The organism is Gimesia algae, from assembly GCF_007746795.1.
GTDB lineage: Bacteria > Planctomycetota > Planctomycetia > Planctomycetales > Planctomycetaceae > Gimesia > Gimesia algae.
In genome coordinates this window covers 7,005,692-7,031,054 of sequence record NZ_CP036343.1, presented here as the reverse complement: position 1 = coordinate 7,031,054, position 25,363 = coordinate 7,005,692, and the positions used below count along the sequence as shown (strand labels likewise).

Annotated in this window: 16 protein-coding genes; all 16 read left to right on the top strand. The window is 51.1% G+C overall.

Annotated elements, in window-relative coordinates; genetic code table 11:
- Positions 1-23: 23 nt before the first annotated feature.
- Positions 24-1,058, top strand: a complete 1,035-nt coding sequence (locus tag Pan161_RS26455; RefSeq protein ID WP_145231750.1) for an alpha/beta hydrolase family protein — start codon at positions 24-26, stop codon at positions 1,056-1,058.
- Positions 1,059-1,289: 231 nt separating this feature from the next.
- Positions 1,290-4,271 carry an anaerobic glycerol-3-phosphate dehydrogenase subunit C gene (locus Pan161_RS26450; protein WP_145231749.1) on the top strand — a complete coding sequence of 994 codons (2,982 nt, stop codon included), beginning with the start codon at positions 1,290-1,292 and terminating at the stop codon, positions 4,269-4,271.
- Positions 4,268-4,522, top strand: coding sequence for a MoaD/ThiS family protein (locus Pan161_RS26445; RefSeq protein WP_145231748.1), 255 nt, complete (start codon positions 4,268-4,270; stop codon positions 4,520-4,522). Before Pan161_RS26450 ends, Pan161_RS26445 begins: the two co-directional genes overlap by 4 nt.
- 36 nt (positions 4,523-4,558) lie before the next feature.
- The gene (locus Pan161_RS26440) at positions 4,559-4,993 is read left to right on the top strand and encodes a molybdenum cofactor biosynthesis protein MoaE (protein ID WP_145231747.1); all 435 of its coding nucleotides are present in this window, start codon (positions 4,559-4,561) and stop codon (positions 4,991-4,993) included.
- Between the two features lie 93 nt (positions 4,994-5,086).
- Entirely contained in the window at positions 5,087-6,088 is a 1,002-nt protein-coding gene (gene moaA / locus Pan161_RS26435) for a GTP 3',8-cyclase MoaA (protein ID WP_145231746.1), read from the top strand.
- Positions 6,089-6,115: 27 nt separating this feature from the next.
- Positions 6,116-7,291 carry an aminotransferase class V-fold PLP-dependent enzyme gene (locus Pan161_RS26430; RefSeq protein WP_145231745.1) on the top strand — a complete coding sequence of 392 codons (1,176 nt, stop codon included), beginning with the start codon at positions 6,116-6,118 and terminating at the stop codon, positions 7,289-7,291.
- Positions 7,292-7,755: 464 nt separating this feature from the next.
- Positions 7,756-9,459, top strand: a complete 1,704-nt coding sequence (locus tag Pan161_RS26425; protein WP_145231744.1) for a GspE/PulE family protein — start codon at positions 7,756-7,758, stop codon at positions 9,457-9,459.
- 398 nt (positions 9,460-9,857) lie between these two features.
- Positions 9,858-10,976, top strand: coding sequence for a type IV pilus twitching motility protein PilT (locus Pan161_RS26420; protein ID WP_145231743.1), 1,119 nt, complete (start codon positions 9,858-9,860; stop codon positions 10,974-10,976).
- 75 nt (positions 10,977-11,051) lie between these two features.
- Positions 11,052-12,758, top strand: a complete 1,707-nt coding sequence (locus Pan161_RS26415) for a GspE/PulE family protein (RefSeq protein ID WP_145231742.1) — start codon at positions 11,052-11,054, stop codon at positions 12,756-12,758.
- A gap of 67 nt (positions 12,759-12,825) precedes the next feature.
- On the top strand, positions 12,826-14,091 hold the full coding sequence (locus Pan161_RS26410; RefSeq protein WP_145231741.1) for a type II secretion system F family protein: 1,266 nt from the start codon (positions 12,826-12,828) through the stop codon (positions 14,089-14,091).
- 240 nt (positions 14,092-14,331) lie between these two features.
- Positions 14,332-15,207: a type II secretion system protein gene (locus tag Pan161_RS26405; protein WP_145231740.1), complete on the top strand. Its 876-nt coding sequence runs from the start codon at positions 14,332-14,334 to the stop codon at positions 15,205-15,207.
- A 40-nt stretch (positions 15,208-15,247) separates the two neighbouring features.
- Complete coding sequence (locus tag Pan161_RS26400) at positions 15,248-16,330, top strand: type II secretion system protein (protein ID WP_145231739.1); 1,083 nt, start codon at positions 15,248-15,250, stop codon at positions 16,328-16,330.
- Between the two features lie 4 nt (positions 16,331-16,334).
- Positions 16,335-17,660, top strand: coding sequence for a pilus assembly FimT family protein (locus Pan161_RS26395; protein ID WP_145231738.1), 1,326 nt, complete (start codon positions 16,335-16,337; stop codon positions 17,658-17,660).
- Positions 17,657-18,973, top strand: a complete 1,317-nt coding sequence (locus Pan161_RS26390) for a type IV pilus modification PilV family protein (protein WP_145231737.1) — start codon at positions 17,657-17,659, stop codon at positions 18,971-18,973. The genes Pan161_RS26395 and Pan161_RS26390 overlap by 4 nt, the downstream gene beginning before the upstream one ends.
- Positions 18,974-19,029: 56 nt before the next feature.
- Positions 19,030-20,547, top strand: a complete 1,518-nt coding sequence (locus Pan161_RS26385) for a prepilin-type N-terminal cleavage/methylation domain-containing protein (protein WP_145231736.1) — start codon at positions 19,030-19,032, stop codon at positions 20,545-20,547.
- A gap of 82 nt (positions 20,548-20,629) precedes the next feature.
- A complete protein-coding gene (locus Pan161_RS26380; protein WP_145231735.1) occupies positions 20,630-25,351 on the top strand; it encodes a hypothetical protein in 4,722 nt (1,573 codons plus the stop codon).
- Positions 25,352-25,363: the final 12 nt, after the last annotated feature.

Sequence of the window (25,363 nt, the reverse complement as noted above, 5' to 3'; positions counted from 1 at the left end):
AAAGAACTGAGGAAACCGCATCCATGTCAAAATTCGTATTGCTCTCCCTCTTCGTAGCAGGAATGATTTGCTTAAATTCGGAATGTCTGTCAGCAGCGGAAAAAGTCTCTGAGGTGAAACAGAATCCGGCCAGGCTGGAGCTCATCAAAGTCAACAGCAGTCTGGATGACAGCATGCAACCCTCTATGCTCTGGGCTCCCGCTGCTGCGAAAACAACTCCGACACCGCTGTTTGTCTTTCTGCATTCCTGGAGTGGCAATTATAAGCAGAACAATGCAAAGTGGCTGAAAGAAGCCCAACAGCGCGGCTGGATTTACCTGCACCCTGACTTTCGGGGCGTCAATCAGCAGCCCGAAGCCTGTGGTTCTCGACTGGCGCGACAGGATATTCTGGATGCCATTGATTATGTCATCAAACATTACGATGTGGATCAGTCACGCATTTACCTGGCCGGTTCTTCAGGAGGCGGACACATGACGATGTTGATGGCCGGTCATCATCCTGATCGTTTCTCGGCGGCTTCCGCCTGGGTCGGCATCAGCGATCTGGCGGAGTGGTACCGCTTTCATCTCAAAGACGGCGTGCCGCAGAATTATGCACGCATGATTTTAAAATCATTGACTGACAAGCCGGGCACCTCTGAAGCCATTGATGTCGAATACCGCGATCGTTCTCCTCTCTTCTGGATCGGAAATGCGACGGAATTACCCCTGGATCTCAATGCCGGTGTGACGGATGGCCAAACCGGTTCGGTTCCCTTCGCACATACAATTAATGCCTTTAACGTACTGTCGAAAAAGAACGAGACGGCCCCTGTGACTGAGGCAGAAATAGAACAGTTGTGGGACCTGGGTGCCCTGAAAGATCCTCAGCCCTCCGATCAGGCGACTGATAAAACCTACGGTCGCGACATTCATCTCAGACGAAAATCGGGTAAAGCACGTGTGACAATTTTTCAGGGAGGCCATGAAGGCTTACCGGAACCTGCCTGCGAGTGGCTCTCAACACAGTCACGCGATACCTCTGGTTTCGGCAAGAAGTCTGCTGAAGCGCGTTGAAGCGACTGGAGTCTGACTTGCTGGTGAAGCAGTGTCGAACAGGTAGGATGGATAAATGTTGTGGGCTGCGTGTATTATAGGGGTTCTTTCACAGCGGCAATGGAATCAACGGCTCGAAGCCTGATTCGGTCGATTGAGTATTCAAACCGGGTACTTCAATCGCATACAATGGAACCTGCCTCAAAAACTTTTGATCTGCGTGCGAATATTTCAACCTGAGAGCCAGTAACTTTGGACCGTCAACAGCAACGAATTGCAGAAGATCTTTCCAGTCTGATTGCAGGTGATGTACGATGCGATCCCGTTGCGTTGTCAATTTACGCCAGCGATGCCAGCCTGTACCAGGTTCCGCCGCTGTGTATTGCCTCTCCCCGTGATCGCAACGATCTGATCTCGATTGCCCGCTATGCCTCTGAAATGAATGTCCCCATGATTCCACGCGGAGCAGGGACTGGTCTGGTTGGCGATGCAGTCGGCTGTGGGATTGTGATTGACTGCGCACGCTACATGAACGCTTTTGAGTTGATCAGCGATAATCTGGTCCACGTGCAACCAGGTGTGGTGCACGCACAGCTCAATCGTTTTCTGAAAACGCAGGGGCTCTATTTTCCTCCGGATCCCTCCAATACGGAAGTGACGACGCTGGGCAGTATGCTGGCGATCGACGCTGCCGGTTCAAGGGCGATTCGTGTTGGCTCGACCCGCGACTATGTCAATCGACTGGAATTGATTCTTGCAGATGGAACCTGCTTCGAAGTGGGAAATGAAAGTCTGTCGATTCTGAACCAGCCGTTTCCAATGGGGTCCGGGACATCACTCCTGAACGAGCCGACTCCCGAAGCACGTGGCGAACAGGCCAAGCGTACGATTTTGAGCAAACTCTCCAAACTGCTGACCGATCATGCCGCCTTGATTCAGGAAAAACAGCGGTCCGGGATTCCCAACTGCAGTGGGTATTTCCTCAAAGGGATTAGAAGTCGACAAAATTTGAATCTGGCGCGGATGCTGGTTGGATCGGAAGGCACTCTGGCTCTGTTTTCTTCAGCGCTGGTGCATGTCTCACCGTTGCCCGCGCATCGGGGTGTGACGCTGCTGCTGTTCGGAGATCTGGCCTCTGCCATCAAGGCTGTGCAGACGATTATTCACGAGCAGCCTTCGGCCTGTGACCTGCTGGATCGGCGTCTGCTGTCACTGGCACGCGACGCAGACCCGCGGTTCGCATCGCTGATTTCTCCCGCGGCGGAAGCGGCGCTGCTGGTTGAGCAGGTCGGCTTCAGTGATGCTCAGGTGCAACAGCGACTGCATAACGTGATCCTCGCAGTGAAGAATATTAATTCCCGTGTGGTCGTCGCCATGGAGTCCAATCAGCCGGACGAAGTGGATTTTCTCTGGTCACTGCCGCAAAAAGTCGTTCCCTCGCTCAGTCGTCTTCCTGGTGAATCTCGGCCTCAGCCGTTCGTCGAAGATATCGCCGTTCCCCCCGAATGCCTGTATGAGTTCTCGCAAAAAGCACAAAAAGTCTTTCAGAAACATCAGGTCACTGCGACATTATATGCCCATGCCGCCTCCGGGCAGATTCACTTGCGTCCCTTTTTACCGGCGTTGACAGATCGTAACGCACCCATTCTGGAAACCATTGCCCGCGAACTCTACCAGACGGTATTCGCTCTGAATGGCACGATCAGCGGTGAACATGGCGACGGACTGGCGCGAACTGCCTTTATTCGCTCTCAATACGGTGATCTGTATCGTGTATTTCGTGAGGTCAAAGATATATTTGATCCGCACAATCTGCTCAACCCGGGCAAGATTATCAACGATGATCCGCATGTGACCATTCGAAACTTAAGACCGGTTCCTGATAAGTTTCCTGAACTGGTTGATCTTCAGCTTGCCTGGACACCACAGGAGCTGCAGGACGAGGCATCGCGCTGTAATGGTTGTGGTTCCTGCCGTCGACAGGACGCCGGCTCGCGGATGTGTCCGGTCTTTCGGATTGCCCCTGAGGAAGAGGCTTCCCCCCGTGCTAAAGCGAATCTCTTCCGCGGACTGCTCTCTGGTGCACTGCACCCCAATGAACTCTCCTCAGCAGAAACCAAACATCTCGCCGACACCTGTTTCAACTGCAAGCAATGTCAACTGGACTGTCCTTCAACCGTCAATATTCCTCAGATGGCAATCGAAGCCAAAGCAGCGTATGTTTCTGCGAACGGGCTGGATCATACCGACTGGATCTTGTCGAGGGCTCATTCTTTCGGCGCATTTGGCAGTACACTTTCGATGGCGGCGAACTGGGCGATCAATAATTCCTCCGCGCGCTGGCTCATGGAAAAAATGATGGGCATTCACCGCGATCGCAAGCTGCCTTTCTTTTCGCGGCGGTCATTTTTGAGATCAGTCCCCAAGAAATATTTGAAACGACCGCGACCAGGCAGTGACCCGAATCTGGTCATCTTTTTTGTCGACTATTACGCCAACTACCACGATCCCGAACTGGCCCACGCGATGCTGGCGGTCTTGCAGCACAATCAGATTCCCGTGTACGTCCCTCCGCAGCAGCTGGCATCGGGGATGGCGATGGTTTCCGCCGGTGATTTAATCGCGGCACGCAGCGTTGCGCAAGAGAATATCAAAATCCTCGCAGAATTTGCCAAAGAAGGGCATCAGATTATCTGCACAGAACCTGCAGCGGCAATCTGTCTGAAACAGGAGTATCCGATGCTGGTGCCCGGCGAAGACAGCCAGGTCATTTCTGAACAGGTCAGTGAAGCAGGGGCATTCCTCTGGCAACGATATGAAGAGCAATGCTTAAGGACCGATTTTGGGGGCCTGGATCTGGAGTTGGACTACCATACACCCTGTCATATCAAGGCTTTATCGTCCCGTTCGGCTTTAAATGCGCTTCTCGCTTTGATTCCTGAGCTGCGGGTGAATACAATTGAAAAAGGTTGTTCGGGCATGGCCGGGACCTACGGTCTGGCCCGCGACACCTTTGAAACCTCCAGGCAGATCGGTCGGGAGCTGATCGATCACATGAAAATAACAAACGTTCAAGCGGGTGTGACTGAATGCAGCAGTTGCAAAATGCAGATGGAACAGGAAAGCCGGATTCCCACCATTCACCCTCTCAAACTGCTGGCACTCTCTTATGGACTGATGCCTGAACTGGGACGGGCTTTGCAGCCGCAAAAGAAAAAACTGGTAGTGTCATGACAGCCCAGCAGATTCAGGTCAGGTTATTCGCCCGCGCCCGCGAACTGGCAAACAGCGATTTGATTTCGGTCCAGGTGGGGGGAGAAACAACGGTCGCCCGTCTGCGTCAGGCCATCGCCGAACAGGTTCCGCAGTTACAGCCATTAAGTGGACGGCTCTTAATTGCCGTTGATAATGCCTACGCCGGAGAAGACCAGTTGCTGACGGAAACACAGGAAGTCGCCTGCTTTCCCCCCGTCAGTGGTGGCTGAAGTGAATCTTACAAACAGGTATTTTGGTTACCGATCATGAAAACAGACTCCATTTCCATCACAGATCAACCCATTGACTACGCCGCCATCACCGAGCAGGTGCGCTCTAATGAATGTGGTGCCGTGGTTCTGTTTATGGGGACCGTGCGGGAAATGACCGCAGGTAAACAGACTGTGGCATTAGACTATGAAGCCTATCCGGAGATGGCTGACCAGATGATGCAGCAATTAATCGACGAAGCACGCGACCAGTGGGACGTGCACGCGATTGCCATCGAACATCGGGTCGGGCACCTGACCCTGGGGGAAATCAGTGTGGCCATCGCCGTCAGTTCCGCGCATCGCAAGGAAGCCTTCGCAGCAGGGCATTTTCTAATTGATCGGCTCAAAGAGATTGTGCCCATCTGGAAAAAGGAAAACTGGTCCGATGGCACAACCGAATGGGAACATCCGGAAATCAAAGCAAAATAAAGCAGGTTCCGGTCTGAGACTGACTATAATAGGAGTAAAGAACCGGCGGAAGACAGCAGGCCGTACTTCCCACCTTGATCGTAAGAGGCATTGATGGAAAATCTGACTCAACTGATAGATACCTTTGGACGTGTGCATAATAATCTTCGCATCAGCGTAACGGATCGCTGTAACATTCGCTGCTTTTATTGCATGCCTTCCGAAGATGTGCAGTTCGTGCATCGCAGTAAGATTATGTCATTCGAGGAGATCGTTCGCTTCATCCGACTGGTAGTACCACTGGGGGTCGACAAAATTCGACTGACCGGTGGAGAGCCTCTGGTTCGAAAAAATATTCCCGAGCTGGTGAAAATGATTGCCGACATTCCGGGAATTAAGGATATCGGCATTACCACGAACGGTATCCTGCTGCCACAACAGGCACAACAACTCTATGATGCCGGCTTGAGACGGATCAACATCAGTCTGGATGCGCTGAATGCCGCCAAGTTTAAACAGATCACCCGCCGCGATGATTACGATAAAGTCCTGGCGGGGATTCAGTCTGCCCATGACGCCGGTTTTGATCCCGTGAAAATCAATGCGGTTTCCATTCGCAATCTGACGGAAGAAGAAATCGTTCCCTTCGGAAAACTCGCCCGGGAAACGGGTGCCGAAATTCGCTTCATTGAGTTCATGCCACTGGATGCGGATAATCAATGGGAACGCGAAAAAGTACTGTTCGCTCATGAAATTCAGGAGATCCTTTCACAGGGGATCATGCCACTGGTACCGCAGGAACAGCCTGATAAGAGTGCCCCCGCTTCGAATTTTATTTTCGAGGATGGTGTCGGACGGATTGGGTTTATCTCCTCAATCAGTGCCCCCTTCTGCATGAGTTGCAATCGTTTTCGGTTAACCGCCGACGGGAAGTTGCGCAACTGTCTGTTCAGTCTGGAGGAAACGGATATCCGCGGGCTGTTTCATGCGAACGCCCCCGATGCGGAAATTATCGCGGCGGTACACAGCAGTATTACCGCGAAAAAAGAAGGGCATGAAATCAACACAGCACGATTCATTCAGCCGGATCGCCCGATGTATTCCATCGGTGGTTGAAATCTGAAAGTGGATTGAGTTTGAACCATGAATGAGCAGTCGTTGATTTATCTGGATAACGCAGCCACCAGCTTTCCCAAGCCAGATTCCGTTTACACTGCGATGGATGATTACAATCGAAACATAGGTGCCGCCGTCGGTCGTGGAGCCTATCGGAAATCAATCGAACTGCAGACCTCTATCGATCAATGTCGAAAACTCGCTGCCAGACTGCTGGGGGCAGCACGTCCTGAAGAAGTCGCTTTCACCTTCAACGGGACAGACAGCCTGAATACAATTATTCATGGCGTGCTGAAGCCCGGAGATCATGTCATCACATCGGACGTGGAACACAATTCGGTACTGCGGCCGCTGCAGACATTGAAAGACCGCTGGGGACTGGAGACTACCATCATTCCCGCAGATCAGGCTGGTCTGGTCGAACCGATGGCATTTCGGGAGGCCATTCGAAAAAACACGCGGCTCATCATGCTCAATCATGCTTCAAACGTGACGGGCACCATTCAACCCGTGAATGAAGTTGGGGAAATCGCAGGCCAGGCGGGCGTACTTTTTCTGGTCGATGCCGCTCAGACAGCCGGTCATCTGCCTCTGGATGTATCCCAGATGCCTGTTGATTTCCTGGCATGTCCCGGCCATAAGGGTTTGCTGGGCCCGCTGGGAACTGGCCTGGTGTATCTGCGTGCGGAACTGGCCGATCAGGTGGAAAGCTTTCGCCAGGGGGGAACCGGCACACGTAGCGAAGAAGAAACACAACCAGATTCCATACCTGAAAAATTCGAATCAGGGAATCACAACGCCCCGGGGCTGATTGGATTGCGTGCTTCCCTTGAGTACGTGCTCGAACAGGGGATCTCTGCACTCCGCCAGCATGAGCAGCAATTGACAGCACAACTGCTGGAAGGTCTACAGCAACTCCCCGGTTTTCTGATGACCGGACCCCGAGCGGCCGAAGAACGGGTAGGGGTGGTCAGTCTGATTAGTGAATCCGCTGAACCACAGGTACTGGCCTCCATTCTGGATGAGAATTTCGGGATTCAGATCCGGGCAGGTTTACACTGTGCCCCTCGAATTCACGCTTGTATTGGCTCAAAAGAAGCCGGGGGAACACTTCGCTTTAGTCCCGGGCCTTTTACAACAGTGGAGCAAATTAACACAACCGTAGCGGCCATGCAGGAGATGGCACTCTCTTTTTCGGGCTGAGACTTCTGGACCAGCAGTGAACCTGCTGGAAAGGGAGAATGTGAAAACTCTCTCAAGTATTATCAGTATCGTGATTTACATCCTTGACACCCTTCAACGTCTACTACAAAATTAAAATAGCCTGTTCTGGTTGATTATAGAGTTTTCCCGTCAACTCGATTCAAAACGTGTTCCGGGGAAGTCGCTCTATCAGCTCCAGACACCTTGAACAATTCTCGCTCGACATATCTAACCTCTTATTTCCCCAATCGCGTATTGGAAAAGTAGAAAGCAGTCCGCTCCGTTGATGCGGGTATGACGAACGGATTCAGCAGGATTTAGATCTGCTGGATGGTGGAATGCCACTGGGAGTTCATATAATTTTCATAAACCAGATTTGACCGGAGTCTTGATTCCAACTGTATGTTATGGGAAAAACAGAGTCCTCGCAGTTTAAAACTGATTCTATTCCGTGGAGAAATTGAATGGCCGATGATTGGATGCAACAGTTAGTAGATGATGGGTTTCTTGGTCCGGCGCAGCTGGATGAAGCCTCGAGTCTGGCCGGTTCCATGGGAATTTCCCCCGGAGAAGCACTTGTCAAACTGGGATATGTAGGAGCCGAAGTCATTGCGCAGGCCCAGGCGTCCATGTATGGATATGAGTTTGTCGAACTGGAAGGCTTCGAAATCCCTCAGTCGGTAATCGAACTCGTTCCGGAATCCATGGCGCGGGAAAATACCGTGATTCCCGTGCGAATGGATGGGGATTCGCTGCAGATTGCCCTGCATGATCCGATGAAATACGAAGTACTCGATAAACTGCGGTTCATTATTAACCGTGATATTGACGTAGTCATGGCTCCCATTGAATCGATTCAGGCCGCCATTAATCGGCATTATGGTCAGAGTGAAACCGAGTCGGTCGATACGATGTTAAAGGAGTTTACGGAAACGGCCATCGATATCACCGCCACCGAACTTGCCAGCTCAAATAATGTTGCGGAAGAAGACGACAGTGCCCCTGTGATTCGGCTGGCGAACCTGATCATCAGTGAAGCCGTTAATATGCGGGCCAGTGATATTCATGTCGAACCTTTCGAAGACCGGATTCGTATCCGCTACCGCATTGATGGTGTACTGATAGAACGCGACAGCCCACCCCGCCGCCTGCTGATGGCACTGGTCTCCCGTTTCAAGATTATGGCGACTATGGACATCGCCGAAAAACGGCGTCCTCAGGATGGTCGAATTAAAACGACGATTGCCGGCAAGGACTATGACCTGCGTGTCAGTATTCTGCCAACCAATCATGGCCAGGCTGTGGTCATGCGTATCCTGGACCGCGATAACATCAAAGTCGGGATTCGTAACCTCGGTTTTTCGGAAGAAAATTATCGCCGCTTCCAGACGATCATTCGTCGGCCAAACGGCATCTTTCTGGTGACCGGTCCCACGGGGTCCGGAAAAACGACCACTTTGTACAGTGCTCTCGGTGAACTGAACCGGCCAGACCGCAAGATCATCACGGCTGAAGACCCTGTCGAGTACTATCTACCCGGTATCAATCAGGTGGAAGTGAAGCATAATATTGGACTCGATTTTTCACGCATTATTCGTGCGATGTTGCGACAGGCTCCGAATGTGATTCTGGTAGGTGAAATTCGAGACAAAGAAACAGCGGAGATGGCGATCCAGGCATCTTTGACAGGACACTTGGTATTCAGTACGCTACACACGAACGATGCGCCCGGTTCTATTACACGTTTGATTGATATGGGGGTACAGCCGTTCCTCGTTGCTTCCAGTGTGATGGCAGTCATGGCGCAACGTTTGGTACGTGTCGTTTGTGGAAAGTGTGTGGAGACTTATGTCCCTGATCCGGGGGAACTCGAGTACCTCGGATTTACCGAAAGTCAGCTCGAAAATGCCATTCATCATCGAGGTAAGGGGTGCAACACGTGTTCACACACTGGTTACAAGGGGCGTAAAGCGGTGTTTGAGCTGATGATGATGAATTCCTCTATACGTGAAATGACTTTTCGCAGTGAGGCCGCACAGAACATCAGGAGACAGGCCCGGCTTCACGGCATGAAATCGCTGGCTGAGGATGCTGCCGAGAAAGCTCTGCAGGGCATCACAACTCTGTCGGAAGCAATGAAGCTGGCAAAAGGTCTGGAAGGATCATAAACAGGGGAGAAAAAGCGACTTCGATTGGATTCTTCAGGTGAAACGGGGGAAAAAACAGCTTCTGCTTTCATGTGAAGAGTTTGATCTATTTTCGTGCATTTGTTGAGTTTTGCTGCAGAATACCGGATAATTAAGCCAGGCACGCCAAAAGCGGCCTGATTTCATACTACATTTCTAAATCGTCTTATCTTTATTTCCTTAATTTTACTGATTTTCGTTTCACTAAATTCTTGTTAGACCCGGTTGTTCAGGGACAAAGATCCAGGAGCTGATTCGTTCTGGGAAATGGAATAACTCAAACCAAAGAATGATCCAGACTTCTGGCGTAAATCGTCGTTCCCGTGAACTTTCGGTGATCGCTCACTTTTCAGTCAAAGAGTTTTCAGAAAGTACTTTGGATGGCAACAGTTCAGATTGACAAATTGCTGGAGACGGTCGTTAAAGAAAAGGTGAGTGACCTGCATATCACCACAGGCCAGCCCCCCGTTGTTCGCATGGGCGGACACATGGTGCGTCTGGAAACCAAAAGCCTGGAGCCCGATGATACTGTCGCCCTGATGAAGAGTATCACACCCGAACGAAACCAGCAGGAACTGCAGGAAGTCGGGGGGACTGACTTCGGGTTTGCCTTTGGTGATAAAGCTCGCTTCCGGGTTTCGGTTTTCAAACAGCGCGGCCAGATCGGCATGGTGTTGCGACGAATTCCCAACGAGTTTCTGACATTCGAGCAGCTGGGTTTGCCTTCGGTGATTTCAGATCTGCTCGAACGCCCGCGCGGTCTGTTTCTGGTGACGGGACCAACGGGTAGTGGTAAGACAACCAGTCTGGCCAGTATGATTAATCACATGAATAATACGATGGACCATCATATCATCACGATGGAAGACCCCATTGAATATTATCATCAGCATAATAAATCCACGATCAACCAGCGGGAAATTGGCGTCGATGTCCCCACATTCCCCGAAGCCTTGCGGCGTGCTCTGCGGCAGGACCCCGATGTGATTCTGGTGGGGGAAATGCGTGACCTGGAAACGATTTCCGCTGCGATTACTGCTGCGGAAACCGGACACATCGTGTTTGGGACACTGCATACAACCGGGGCTCAGGGGACTGTCGACCGTATTATCGACGTGTTTCCCACCAGTCAGCAGGACCAGATTCGAACTCAGCTTTCCTCGTCTATTATCGGCATTCTCAGTCAGGCTCTCATGCCGAAAAAACCAAAAGGGCTGGTGGCTGCGTATGAGATGCTGGTAGTAACGCCGGCGATTGCCAACCTGATTCGTGAAGCCAAAACCTATCGTATCAACTCCAGTATTCAGACCGGACGTAAGTACGGTATGCAGTTATTGGATGACGCGCTGTTTAATCTCTGGCGCGATGGGCTCTGCGAGGAAAAAGATGTCGTCATGCGGTCGAATAATCCCGGCGAGCTCAAAGCCAAAATCGCCATGGCCAAGAAGGGACTGCTCGAAGATGACGACGAAGAGGATGATGATGATTTTGAAGATTAATGATCGGGAGCAGGGAAGCACCAGGTCGCGTCAGTCATTTCGGAAAGAATAATCAAACTGAAAAGGTAGGCATACATGGCAGCGAGACGCCTTGGTCAAATCATGGTCGATCTGGGATATATCTCAGAAGATCAGTTATGGGATATCCTGGAAGAGCAGAAGCAGAGCCCGGGTGAGGTCATCGGTCAGGTCGGCATCCGCATGGGGCTGGTGACTGATGAACAAGTCACCCAGGCGCTCGCTGAGCAGTGGGGTATGCCCGTCATCGAGCTGGAAGAGACCAATATCCCTTCCAAGGTGCTCGAACTCGTGCCGGAAACGATGGCCTCCATCTACAAAATTATGCCGGTGTCACTGAAAGATGGGGTGCTCACCGTTGCCATGGCGGATCCCCAGAATGTGTCCGCACTGGATGACCTGCGTAACTTCCTGGGGTATGATGTCCGGGGTGCCGTTTCCAATCTGAAAGATGTGGAAGAAGCGATTGCCCGACACTACGCGGAGCGTCAGGACAGCATTGAAGATGTCATCGGCTCAATGGAAGACGAGCTGAGTGAACATAAAACAAAAAATGTCTACGACCTCTCTTCGTCCGAAGAAGTTGCCGACGCCGCTCCCATTCGAAAACTGTTAAACATGGTAATGCTGCTGGCGATCAAAGATCAGGCAAGCGACATCCACCTGGAACCTTTCGAAGACGAATTCAAAATTCGCGTGCGTGCCGATGGCGTGCTCTATGAAATGGTGCCGCCACCACGCCACCTGGCCAATGCCATCGTCTCGCGTGTGAAAATTATGGCCGACCTGGATATCGCAGAACGCCGTATGCCACAGGATGGTCGTATCGAACTCAACGTGGGCGGTAACCCGGTTGACCTGCGGGTCAGTGTGCTGCCGACCCTGTTTGGCGAAGCGGTTGTTATGCGGGTGCTCGACCGGACCGTGGTGCAGCTGGACCTCAATAAGATCGGCATGGATCCCACCACCCTGTCACGCTTTCGTGAAATGATTCACCGCCCCAACGGAATTGTACTGGTGACGGGGCCAACGGGAAGTGGCAAGACGACAACGCTGTATTCCGCTTTAAATGAACTCAACGTCATCGAAGAAAAAATTATTACGACTGAAGACCCTATCGAATACGATATCGATGGTTTGATTCAGGTTCCCGTCAATCCCGATATTCAAGTCACCTTTGCTACCGTTCTGCGTGCGATTTTGCGTCACGATCCCGACCAGATTCTGATCGGCGAAATTCGCGATTTCGAAACAGCAGAAATCGCCGTTCAGTCGGCGCTGACAGGCCACCTGGTATTCAGCACCCTGCATACCAACGACGCGCCCTCAGCGATTACCCGTCTGCTCGATATGGATATTCCCAAGTTCCTGATCACCGCAACCGTGGAAGCCATTCAGGCACAACGTCTCGTGCGTACAATCTGCAAGGGATGCCGCACTGAATTTGAACCCAGCGATGAACTGTTAATGGAACTGCAGCTCCCGATCGAGCAGGCGCGCCAGTACAGCTTCTATTACGGCAAAGGTTGTGCGACCTGCAATAACTCGGGTTATAAAGGCCGTACCGGTCTGTATGAACTTATGGATGTCACCGATGAAATTCGCGACCTGATTACCGAAGATGCGTCGGTTGATGATATACGCAACATGGCCCGCAGCCAGGGGATGACCACCCTCCGCGAAGCGGGGCTGAAACTGATTTTTGACGGCGTCACCACTATCGACGAAGTGGTCCGCGAAACCGTGGTGGAAGACATTGCATAATTGAGAGCCATCAGGCTCATTTACAAAACAAACCATTTTTTAAGACGACTTTTGACGGAGTAACGCCATGCCGGTTTATCAATATGAGGCCATGGATAATACTGGACTCGAAGTGAAAGACACGATCGAGGCCCCTTCTGAAGCTGATGCGCAGACACTCATTAAAGAGAAGGGCTTTTTTGTTACCAAAATTGCCGAAAAAGGTCGCGGAAAGAAACAGAAAAAAGGAGCCGGCGGAAAAACGGGCGGCGGTGCAGCGAAAAAAGCCAGTGCCAAAAAAGGGGGCTTCTCCATTGGTGGCGTGCGGCCTAAGCAGCTCTGTACCTTTACCCGTCAGCTGTCCACACTGCAGGATGCCGGTCTGCCGATCCTGCGAAGTCTGCGAATTCTGGAAGCACAGGCCAAGCCCGGTCCGCTCAAAGCGTCGCTGGATGGCGTGATTGATGATATTGAATCGGGGAACACGCTCTCCGAAGCCATGGCCAAACAGCCGAAATGTTTTGATAACCTCTACGTCAACATGGTGAAAGCGGGGGAGGCCGGTGGTGCCCTCGAAATCATTCTGCAACGCCTGGCTGAGTTCAAGGAACGTGCCCAGAGTCTGAAGAAAAAGGTGCAGGGGGCCATGATCTATCCGGTCGCCGTGATCACGGTTGCCGGCCTGATCGTCGGGTTCATCATGTACTGGATCATTCCGAAGTTCAAAAAGATCTTCCTGGATTTCGGTACCGAACTGCCTGGTATCACCCTGATGCTCATGGGTATCAGTGATATTGTCGTCTCTTACTTTTACCTCTTTCCGGCGGTGCCGCTGGCGTTTTATATCTTTATCAAGATTGTGAAGAAGAATAAGAAGGGGGCGTTCGTGGTCGACTGGATCTCGCTGCGCATACCGTTATTAGGAAAGATTATCAGTAAGTCGGTGACGGCACGTACCTGCCGTACCTTAGGTACGCTGATCGCCTCCGGGGTTCCCATTCTGGAAGCGATTATCATTGCCCGCGATACCGCAGGAAATATGGTCTTCCAGCGCGCGTTCGATACCATTTACGCCGCGATCCGCGAAGGGGAGACCATGGCGGTGCCATTACGAGAGGCGAGAATCGTCGATGATATCGTGGTCAATATGGTGGACGTCGGTGAAGAGACCGGTGCACTCGATAATATGCTTTATAAAGTGGCCGACGTGTACGACGAAGAAGTCGCCGTGCTCGTGGACGCTCTCGTGAGTCTGCTCGAACCACTCATGGTGATCGTGTTGGGGCTGATTGTGGGTTTCATCGTGATCGCCCTCTTCATGCCCTTAATTAAACTATTGAACGATCTTTCGTAGTGTTTTGGACAGGGTGTTGCAGAATAATACAGATTTTTCCCACGAAATCACCTGTCTGTGACGTAGTGAAATAGCGATATAGTAAACAATAACAACAGGTTACGTTTATTGCTGGTATCAAGGCATGAAATTTGCCTCTATTATAATGTAGAAAACTCTCTGCTGATTTCGCTCTCAAGCACTGGCAGACAGGGTTTTCCAGTCTCAAACTGTTGTTCCGTAAAGAGTTAGGAGTAAACAATGAAACGTCGGCCGCCAATTACCCTCTCGGCGTCAGAGTATAGCAGGCGTGCGTTCACCTTAATCGAACTGATGATCGCGATTGTCATTATCCTGATTCTGATCGGTCTGCTCGTCCCCGCCATCGGCTCTGTCCGACTGAGGGCACAACAGTCACAGGTTCGCACGGAAATCGCTAATTTGGAAGCAGCGATTACCAATTTCAAAACCGACTTCGGAATTGATCCGCCCAGTTACATCAAATTGCATGAAGCGGGTGGTGCCTCTTGGGATGCACACAGCAAAGCATTAATTCGCAAGATGTGGCCTCAATTTAATTTTGGGTTAAGTAAAGATATTAACAACGATGGTGACACATCAGATGAGTTCATTCTGAATGCGGGAGAATGTCTGGTCTTTTTCCTGGGAGGTGTCTTCGATTCGACGGGGAAAACGCCAAATGGATTTTCTAAAAATCCTGCCAACCCTTTTTCGATTGCTTCCGGCGGGACGAATCGTCAGGGGCCTTATTTCGAATTCGACATCTCACGTTTCACTGATATCGATAACGATACGGCAGTCGAATATAAAGATGCGTTTCCCAGTCAGCAGTTGCCTTATCTGTACTTCAGCAGTTACGGCGGACGCGGTTATCGTACTTCAGAATTGCCTTCAATACCTGCCTTAGGTTTGAATGTTACTAACGTGTATCATCAGGGTAGACCTGGCGATACGTTGGGGCCGGCTTTCAAGCCCAAATCATTCCAGATTATTTCACCAGGCGCTGACTCTCAATTTGGGACCGGCGGGAACTACTCCCAGGATGCAAACTTCCCTGCAGGACGCACTGTAGAAGCAGATAATATCACGAATTTCACCAGCGGATCGCTGAAATAATTAAGTCACTCGGGCCCGTATTTTTAAGTCAGGTTTTTTCATGCGTCGTTTTCAGACTCATCAAGATATTCGAGCCAGCCGAGATGGTTTTACCATCATCGAACTCATGATGGTCGTGGCAATCCTGTTATTTTTGATTGCCACCTCAGCGTTCGTGGTACGTAATATCGGCAATAAAGCTCGTGAAAAAGCTTCCATGGCGAATATCATCAAGGTGAATGGTTTGCTGAGCCAGCGGATACAGGCTTTTCACAAGCTGCTGGATTCCAAGCGGTCTGACAAACTGATTCAGCCTCGTTTGAGCAGTAAACGGGGACAGCTTGTTTCAGAACTGGGCAATAAGAAATATTACTCGCTCACTGATCCAATTGTCGAAATCCTGGTTCGCAAAGATCTCTTTCGGGAAAATTTCCCGCAGTTTATCGGAGACAATGTAAAAATCAATGACGTCATGGATGCTCAGCCTGGTGTCACCGCAGGGACTGCAGGTAGTCTCGGTTCTGACGATGGACTCAGCATCAGTTCTGAATATCTCTATTTCGTTCTGACACAATTTAACGGACTGGGTATTGCTCCTATAGGAGAAGATGCGTTTAACGCTTCCGAAGTTGCTGATACCGATGGTGACGGACTGAAAGAGTTTATTGATGGCTGGGGAAGGCCTCTGCGGTTCTATCACTGGCCGTCACGCCTGTTTCGCCCTTACGGGGCGGGGGGTGCTATTCGGCGTGATGTCGCAGGCGCATTTTTCAGTAGCCTGCCCCCGGTGCCCACTTCCTCTTCCGAACGGGATCCTCTGGAAGTTGATGCAGATGATCCACTGGGGCGGCTTGCCAACGAGAACTCCCGTTCGAACGGCCTGGTCCAAACACTGTTTAACGACTCTGCCAGTTATTATTACGACACGACTGCTCTACCCAGCCTGTTTCCCTGCGAATACGGGGTGTTGGATACCTACTCACTGCCTCTGATCGTTTCTGCTGGTGAAGATGGAATCCTCGGACTGTATGAGCCGCATGACTTCACCAACAATGGAGTTCTGGCACAACCGACGGCTGTACCACCCGTGGAAGGGGTCTTTGACAATATTACCAATCACAATCAACGAGCCGGAGGAAGGTAAGCATATGCCAGCCTTTCACAGGAACAATCAGTTCAAGCTGCGATCTTCAAAACGAGTCGGCTTTACGCTCGTCGAGTTGCTGGTCGTGATTTCCATCATCGCCATCCTGATTGTGATGACAGTCACTTCGATCAACTTTGCGCTCTCTACCGATTTGACCCGCAGTGCCTCTCGCCAGGTGCAGTCGTATCTCGCGGGTGCACGGGATCGTGCCATTTATGCCAAAGCACCCCGGGGTGTCCGCTTTATGCTCGACCCTAATAACCCGACTGCGGTTACCAGTATGGTCTATATTGCCCCCAGCCCTTACTGGCAACAGGGACTCATTAAGATGGAGCGGCCCGACAATAGCCCTTCAGATAACATCGCTGACTCTCCGGATATCTACTATGTAAGTGGTGTGGGAACCGACTGGGCCACACTCTATACACGCGGCATGATTAAAGAAAATATACGCATCAAGATTCCCGGCGATGACAGCGGGACCTGGTATGTGGTTGACGTCACTGGGTCGGAAGTTTCAGGTGGGACAGAACTGTTGCGGTTAACCACCCCCTATCGAGATGCGGGAACTTCAGAACCGGATGAGGTTGTGGCCTTCTCTCCCGGAAGTGGTCCTTCTACTTATCTGCTGGAATTGCCTCCTGCTGTCCTTTCAGGCGAAGAACCGATTCTACTGCCCAATGATACCGGGATCGACCTGGACCGTTCGTTCCTGCCTGCCAGTTGGCAGCCTCCCGCTGATACAGCCCATGTAAATCTGGGGCCTGATGGAGCTCCAGGCAAAGCGGGGATCGATGATGACCTCAGTGGTGGCGCTGATGATAACGCCGAATTACTCTGGCCAGGCTCAGACGATTTTCGCCTCTATTCCAACCAGTTGGATCTGATGTTTTCGCCCCGTGGTTCGGTTATGGGCAGCGAAGCCAGCAGCGGAAAAATTCATTTTGTGATTGATACACTCGCCAATATTCAATCTTCCTGGCTGAGGAATACCGACTATCCCGAAGGGGCTATCGTACAGCTTCCAGCGCGGGGCACATATCAATATATGCCTTACGACAGAACATACATCTGCAGAAAAGCCGGCACCAGCGGTGGTAATGCTGCCGTGTTCCTAAGCACTGCTTTGAATGGTCCCCGTCATACGGGGAAGATATTTACGGACGGTTCGGCAAAATGGGAGGTGGTGGAGAATACGACTCCTTCACTGCTGACGATCTTTACCCGCACGGGTAGCGTGAATGCATTTCCCATGGGCATTGATGCCAGAACGCAATTGCCACCAGACGTCTTTTATTATGCGGAAACGGGAGCGACAGCCAAATGAGATCCCTTTATCAAACAATCGGCCAGAACGCTGTCAGTCGCCGTCGTGGTGTGACTTTGATGGAAGTCCTCATGTCTGTCATGATCATGGGGCTGGGCGTGATTCCACTGGCAACACTGTTCCCAATCTCCGTCAGGCGGAGTGCGCAGGCGACCCAGTTGACCAACGCGACCATATTACGTTATAACGCCGAAGCCATGATCGATGCGTTCCCCGACCGGTTACTGCACGATCCCGATAATGATGGAAATCGCGATGAGCACCGTTACACCAACCGTAAATATATTGTAGATCCGATTGGCTATCTGCTCGCAGATGATCCCGCTTATCGGGGACGTTTCGGCAATGATGGCCAGGGGGCTGCAAACGGGAGGGTGATCCGTTTCGATGCCGGTTTTACTGCGATGGGCTCGGGACCGAATTTCTTCTCTCAGCAGGACAGTTGGCGAGTTCAGTTTGAAGGGATCCCGAAATCGAATTCTCTGACCGAGCTCGAATTTTATCCGGAAGATCTGTCGACCGAACTGATGACAGAAATTGACCAGAATGCGGTCGCCGGTTATTCACAGGGGATCTGGTCTCGAATTGTGATCTTTGATGAATCGGGAAAAATCGCCCAGGTACGCCCCCTGACGTCGATTCCTCCCGCTAATATTTCCAGCCATACGCTAACAGGTTTTACGGCTCTTCCGGATAATTTGCGCTACGTCGATTCAGGCGGATTGGGGATTGTGTCGAAGGTTCGTATTGAAATCCAGGAACAGCGTTACAGTTATCTCCTCTCTGTACGGCACCAGCCTACCCGGGTCGCCTCTGTGGATGTAGTCGTATTTTTCAAACGGGACTTTTCTCCGCTCAGCGAAGTCGTACACAGCGTCAGTGATTTTGTGAGATACACGACCGGGGCAGACGGGGCTCCCGGAGTTGCTGGCGAAGATGATAACCAGGATGGAACCACCGATGAGCGGGGTGAACTGGGCTGGAAAGGTTCGGATGACGAACCCAACTATCAGTTCACACTGAATTACAATAACAACATTACAGGACCTCCTCTGAACGTGTCCGTTGATCATGTCAGGCCGCCCCTCAAGAAGGGGGGGCACATCTTTGATGTCAAAAACGCGCGCTGGTATCGCATTCAGAACTACACAGAAAACAGTACTGCCACAGCAGCCCTCGTAGTCCTGGATCAACCCATCGCGGAGGATATTCGGAACTCGGCGGGCCTTGCTGAGACTGCGGATGGCGTGATCGTCCGCTCGGATGTGGTTCAGGTTTATGCTTTGGGAAACAAACTGGACCCTTCTAACTGATCACCTGGATACGATTCAAAAGAAATGACATATCGAACGGAAATTGAGAATTCAATATGAAATACTCAGCAGGTAACAGAAAACTCGCTGCCCGACGAAAGAGCAGGCAGTACCATGCAATCACTCAGAGCGGGTTTACGCTCGTTGAGTTGCTGGTATCTGTTGCGCTGGTTCTGTTGATGATGGTGATGTTTACCCAGATCTTCCAGATCGCTGCCAACTCGATTACCACCCAGCGTGGCCTCTCTGAAAACGATCAACGGGCACGCATGCTGACCACACTCATCCAATCCGACCTGAATAAACGAACTTTTCAGAATGTGATACCCTTTGACCCCACTGAGCAGGCAACCGCTTTCAGAGTCAGCGATTTTACAGATCGAAAAGGATATCTGGTCATTTCGGAGAACGATCCGAATAACGATTCTGATGACCTGATTCAGTTTACAGTCGATGCCAACATTACCGCCAAGCTTCTGGATACGACCCCCTATTACGGGAAAGCGTCTGTGCTGGGAGCTACTGTGACACCTTCTGGACAACAGCCATCGATTGCCCATCCCAATCAACCCGAAACCGATGACGCCAGGATCAGCTCCGATACGACCTCTGTGTCTCCTTATGCTGAAGTCTGCTATTTCATGAGAGGCGGAAACCTCTATCGACGGACCATGTTAATTCGCAAGCCACTGGATCTGGAAACCACCGATTCCACCCAACCGCAGACTGCTGAAAATGCAATGACCACGGGGGGACGGGAATTCTTCGACCCGGCCAACAATTTATACGACGTCGGTTTAGATTCTTATACCTCTGGTAATTTCTTGAATGATTTTGATTTTTCCGTCTATCGTTACGGCACCCCAACCGCTTATGCGAACTTTCATGGTGTAGAGTCATTGGATAATACCACACTGGAAGCACCGAATTTTTCACTGGGGCGTACCCGTTTTCGCTTTGGTTATAATCATGCTACGGGATTGCCGCGGGAGTATGTGGATGATGCTGATGGATACCCGCAGTTTATTGGTCGGTTTACCCACCAGGAAACATCCGACATTGATTTCCGGTATCCGCAGGCGCCTTCAACAGCCGGCGGCTCCAATCCAATGAGCCCCTCTGGTTCCACCCTGGTTTTGGATCGCACGACGAATGTCGTCAACCAGTATGCGTCCGGTTTACGGCGTTCTGAAGATCTGGTGCTGCCGAACGTAATTGCCTTTGACATTAAACTGTTCGATGAGGCATTAGGTCAGTTCACCGATATCGGGAATACCATCGCGGTGGACTACGCCACGAGTGCTACTCCTGCGTACAAAAATAATAATCCGGATGCGACCCATGCAACCAATATTTATGACACCTGGCATATCCAGTATGACCTCGACAATGCCGACGGGGATAATGATCATGCAACCGGCGAGGATCCGCCACCATTCCGGCCCGTCGACGGTTCCACGAACCCCAAAGCGTTAAAAGCGATTCAGATTACCATTCGATACATAGACGTCTCATCTGATCAGTTACGACAAATGACGATCATTCATCCGTTACGCAATCTGCTGGCGGAGTGATTCCTGATATTTTGAAACCCCAACAATGTTTTCCCAGTGCCGGTCCGGGTCACGGTCATCAGACACTTCGGGAGGTATGGAAATGAAATCCATTTTAATGAAACAAAAAACAGGCAGCTGCCAGAACCAGATCATTCACCAGCGGCGCGGGTCCACTCTGCTCGTTGTGATTGCGCTGCTCGCCATTCTCGCTTTGATGGCGGTGGTGTTCTACACCTTGTCCGCGCAGGAACAGACCAGTGCCGAAAACTTTGCCGATGCCGCCATCAACGAAGCCGATCCCGGCCTGCAGGCAGACGTCCTGTTCAACTGGGGCCTCGAACAACTGATCAAAGGACCCGACAAATACCGTAAAAACAGCGCCCTGTGGGGCGGCGATTATCCCCGCCACTCAATGATCTACAATATGCTGGGAACAGTAAAAACAAGCCAGAGTGGTGTTGATGTGATAAGCATGGATCAGAGCCCTTTCAATGGCCAGGGAATCAATGTGATTTTAGATGGATCAAATGGTCTGATCGTTGATCAAGATTACGATGGTTCTGCAGATAGTAATAACCTATTAAATGTTAATATTTCTCCTTCTGCTAGTTTAACTGTTCCTTCAAATCTTAGCTTACATAATAATTATCCTCAGCCCGACGTTGACTATACTTCACCAGATATTAACAACATGTTTCTGGCGTATAAAGGTTATGTTCCCGGACCCACCTGGCCGGGCAACTTAAACGACGTACAACTGGTCATTATCCCTTCGTTTCATCGGCCTCAATACTTACGTGATAATAGTGGAAATCCAATAGCGGATCCCTATAACGAAGCCACAATTTCACCGCAACGGGTTTTCCGTCCGCATAATGAGCATCATTTTATTCATCGTGATACGGATACAGACTCTGGATCACCACGGTTTAATACAACTGATTTTGACATTGCGGGGGCGTTGGGAGTCTGGACAAGTGACGCGGATACCGATTATACCCTCGACGTCGACAACGACGGCGATACGATTAAGGAAGGGGTCTGGCTGGATCTTGATTTTCCACCGATCGAAGACCCGCAGAACCCGGGGGACTATATCATCCCCCTGTTCTCGTTCACCGTGTATGACACCAACGGTCTGATCGATCTGAATACCGCCGGTAATATGCGGCAGCCGGGAAGCATCGACCTGAACTATGCCCCTGCCGGTACTTTCGGTAACAATACCTCGGGCTCTGGTTCGAACCAGTTCATTTTCCTGTCCCGCTCTCATCAGGGGCTGTCTTCTCCCGGTGAGATCAATCCACAGTGGGCGTTGACAGCACGGATTCCCAGTCCTGCCGGCACCGCTTTCAATCAGCATCACATGTTTTTTGGCGCAGAGCCGACCACTTGGCCGGAACTCTCCAACATGGAATATTTCTTCCTGAATTACGGGCGCCCCGATTTTACGGTTCCTGCTACCATTGACTACGGCATCAAGTCCGATATCCGCGACCTGATCAATGGTCGCTGGGGTGAACCCAACCGTCTGTATGCGGCGCAGCGGGATGCTACTGGTGATAACCTTGTACCCGGTGAATTTTCACGACCGGGCCAAAGTGGGGTCGACGATAACGGAGACCGTTATGAAGGCAGTAACCAGAGTGGTTCCCTGCAGGGGTCACGCGCGGGTGCGATTTCATTCAAACACCCGCTCGCTCATAACGGTGCCGGCCGTACCTGGCGATCGGGAGCGGACTACCGTCGTACCAATCTGCAGGCTCCCTTTGGTGGTCCGGCAACCTGGCCTTATTATGTGAATTATGAAATTGCCGGCCCTGAATTATTCAATACACCGGCTTCCGTCCGCTGGCCTTCCGCGCTGTTTGGTAACCCCTCTGATCCGGCCAGAGATTACTACCTGCTGGACGATTCGGATGAAATCGTCGTGGATATGGAGAAGGTCCAGCGCCCCTATGATGACCCTTTCGGTCCGGAAGAGATGGCGCATCTGCAGCTTTCCGGGACCGACATTGTGAGCTCCGGCGTGACGTCCCGTCTGGCCTCCTTAATGCCTCGGAACTTTGGAACCACGGGAGGCACAGACTACGAACGCCGCAAACGGTTTACGACCATCGCCTGGGATCTGAAACAGTTTTCGAAACCTGTTTCTACTAGCGGAATAACGAATCAATTTCCTCCACCTTATCCCACAAATCCATTTCGACCTGAATTATTGGAGCTTTTGGGAACTGGCTTACCACAAGGGACAATCTCCACTCCCCATCAAACCAAACTGAATCTGAACCAGTTATTGGTTTTAGAAAATACGGGAACCGGTCGTACAGTCTCGTATCGTCCGCTTACATCCCATCCGGGCGAAGACAGTAATGGTAATGGTTCCCTGGATACAGGAGAAGATCTGAATGGCAATACCATGCTGGATTTATTACCTGCGACTGCCATCAATACCAGTTGGAGCAGCAGCAGTCTGCCCGCTTATCCTCCCACAACCAATGAACAACAGGAATTCTGGGCTCGTTATGACCGTCAGCGGATGGCCCGCGATATTTATACGCTTCTCTATTCCCTGAATTGTTTTACGTCACCATCATCTGATTCATTTACAGTTGCAAATCCATATCCTAGAAATTATAGCTCGGATGAAATGCTGCAAATGGCCCAGTTTGCCGTGAATCTGGTCGACAGCCTTGACCCCGATAGTGTCATGACCCGTTTTGAGTACGATACTAATTTAGGTGATGGCTGGGGGTTGGATGACAATCCTTTTACGAATACTTCGGCTGAGCAGGCGACTGGACAGCGTAAAGTGGTCTGGGGTGTGGAAGCTGTCGAACTGACACTCAGTGAGTTTACTCTGGTTCAGTGCGAAGATCAGATGACAGATCACGCTGTGACGCAGTTCCCTGATGACAAAGTTGATGGAACTGATAAAGAGCGATTTTTTAGCGCCATTGAACTACGAAATAACAGTCCTTACACGGTCTCATTTGGCACACGTGGAAAATGGATGCTCGGACTGGAAGTAGACGGAGGCATGGTAAGCTATGCCATCCCCAAAAACAAAAGTGTGCGTGCGGGAGAATTATTTACTCTGTTAAGTTCCAGTGGTGGTGATACATTTGAATCGGGGGGCGGCGATCCCTACAGTGAATTACGGGTCGACCTGGACGGGAACGGCGATTTTACAGCTGCCGGAGAACGGATTATTCCCGCCGTCGCCATCGCCGCCGGTGACAAAATTGATATGGTGACGGATCAGGCAACAACACAGTCTCTCGTCACGGTTCTGAATGACAGCTTCACTGATATTACCACCAGCGCGGGAAGTTTCCTTGACCAGGGACGAACTCAGTTAGCTGCGACTGCAACCGACGTGAAAGTCAAACTCTTCCGTAAGGCACATCTGGGCCGCGATGTTTATGTGACAACCGGGACTCCTGTTCCGGATAGTGATAACCCCTGGATTCTGGTAGATGAGATTTCAGTTCCCAAAAGTGATTTCAATCTGACATCCGATACCGCCGCGGCCGCAGAGGCGCAGCTCGACCGGGGAGCGATGAAAAGCCAGGAACGGTCACAGCCGTTACATCAACGGTCTGATACCGTGAATACGATCGCTTCCGGGAATATTCGTAATACGATCGGTCAGCAGAATTCACGTACGACCACAAACTTTACTGCCTGGCAACCGCATTTCGATCGCGATTTTTCATCACCAGTGGAACTGTTTTCTATTCCCATAGTCGGGCCAACCCAGGAGATCGTGGCACCGCAGACCTTACCCGTTTCCGCGACGGGCCCCAATGGAAGTAACCTGGATGGTTCGTCCAGTGCGGGTAAAACCAGACGCAGACTGATGACTTATGCCCTGGTCGACAGTGCGATGCAGCAGTCGGGAATTGGTGTGCTTGATGGTGTGCAGACGGCAGGGATTCAGAAATTTCTGAATCCGGATGGCGAAAATAATACAGGGCCTGATGACGACGATAATTTCTGGTTCCGACTATTTGAATATGTTGAAGTTCCTTCACGCATTCATCGCCAGTTGGCCAATCCACTCAAAGATTTTCGCGTTCCCGGTAAGTTGAATCCGAACACGATCAGAGATCCTTCAGTCCTGGCGGCACTGATTGATGATATGGGAACGACAAGCAGTGTCCTCGACGGTGGGGCGTATAACACTGATGTCACGAATGCCTATAAAATTCATCGTCTCAACGATACCAGCGAAGGATCTGCCCGTAACTGGTGGGCGGAGTTTATTAGATCACGCGATGCTGTTGATCCTATTGCAAATATCGAATTGCCTGGAACGCCTGGTTCACGCCCCTTCCGCAGCTTCGACTTCTTTGGATCTCGGAATGCAGCAACCACGGGGGTTCGTGATTTAAGAGAGAATAGTCTGTTTCGATCGCTGCCAACGGATATTTCGAGTGGGCATGTCGACGATCCTCGATTATTATTTGAAGTGGCTACGCGATCCGATCATGAAAACGGACCGGCTGACTTCCATTCGCGGAACCGGATTTTGTCCAAGATTATGGGAAATATGACTACCCGCAGTAACACGTTTACGGTTTTTATGTCAGTGGCTTACTTTGAAGCTTCTGGAGCGGGCCTGACAGCCCATGATGACGTCGTGCAGATCGGCGACCGGGCACACGGTAAATCGGTTCATGTTCCCGATTATCGTGGCTTCTTTGTGGTGGACCGGACCCGTGTGGAAGAAGCCTATGAGCCGACCACGAAAAAATATGACAACTGGAAACGACTGGTTCGCTATCGCCATTTGATTCAGTCGATCCAGGAAGATTAACGAATTTATGTT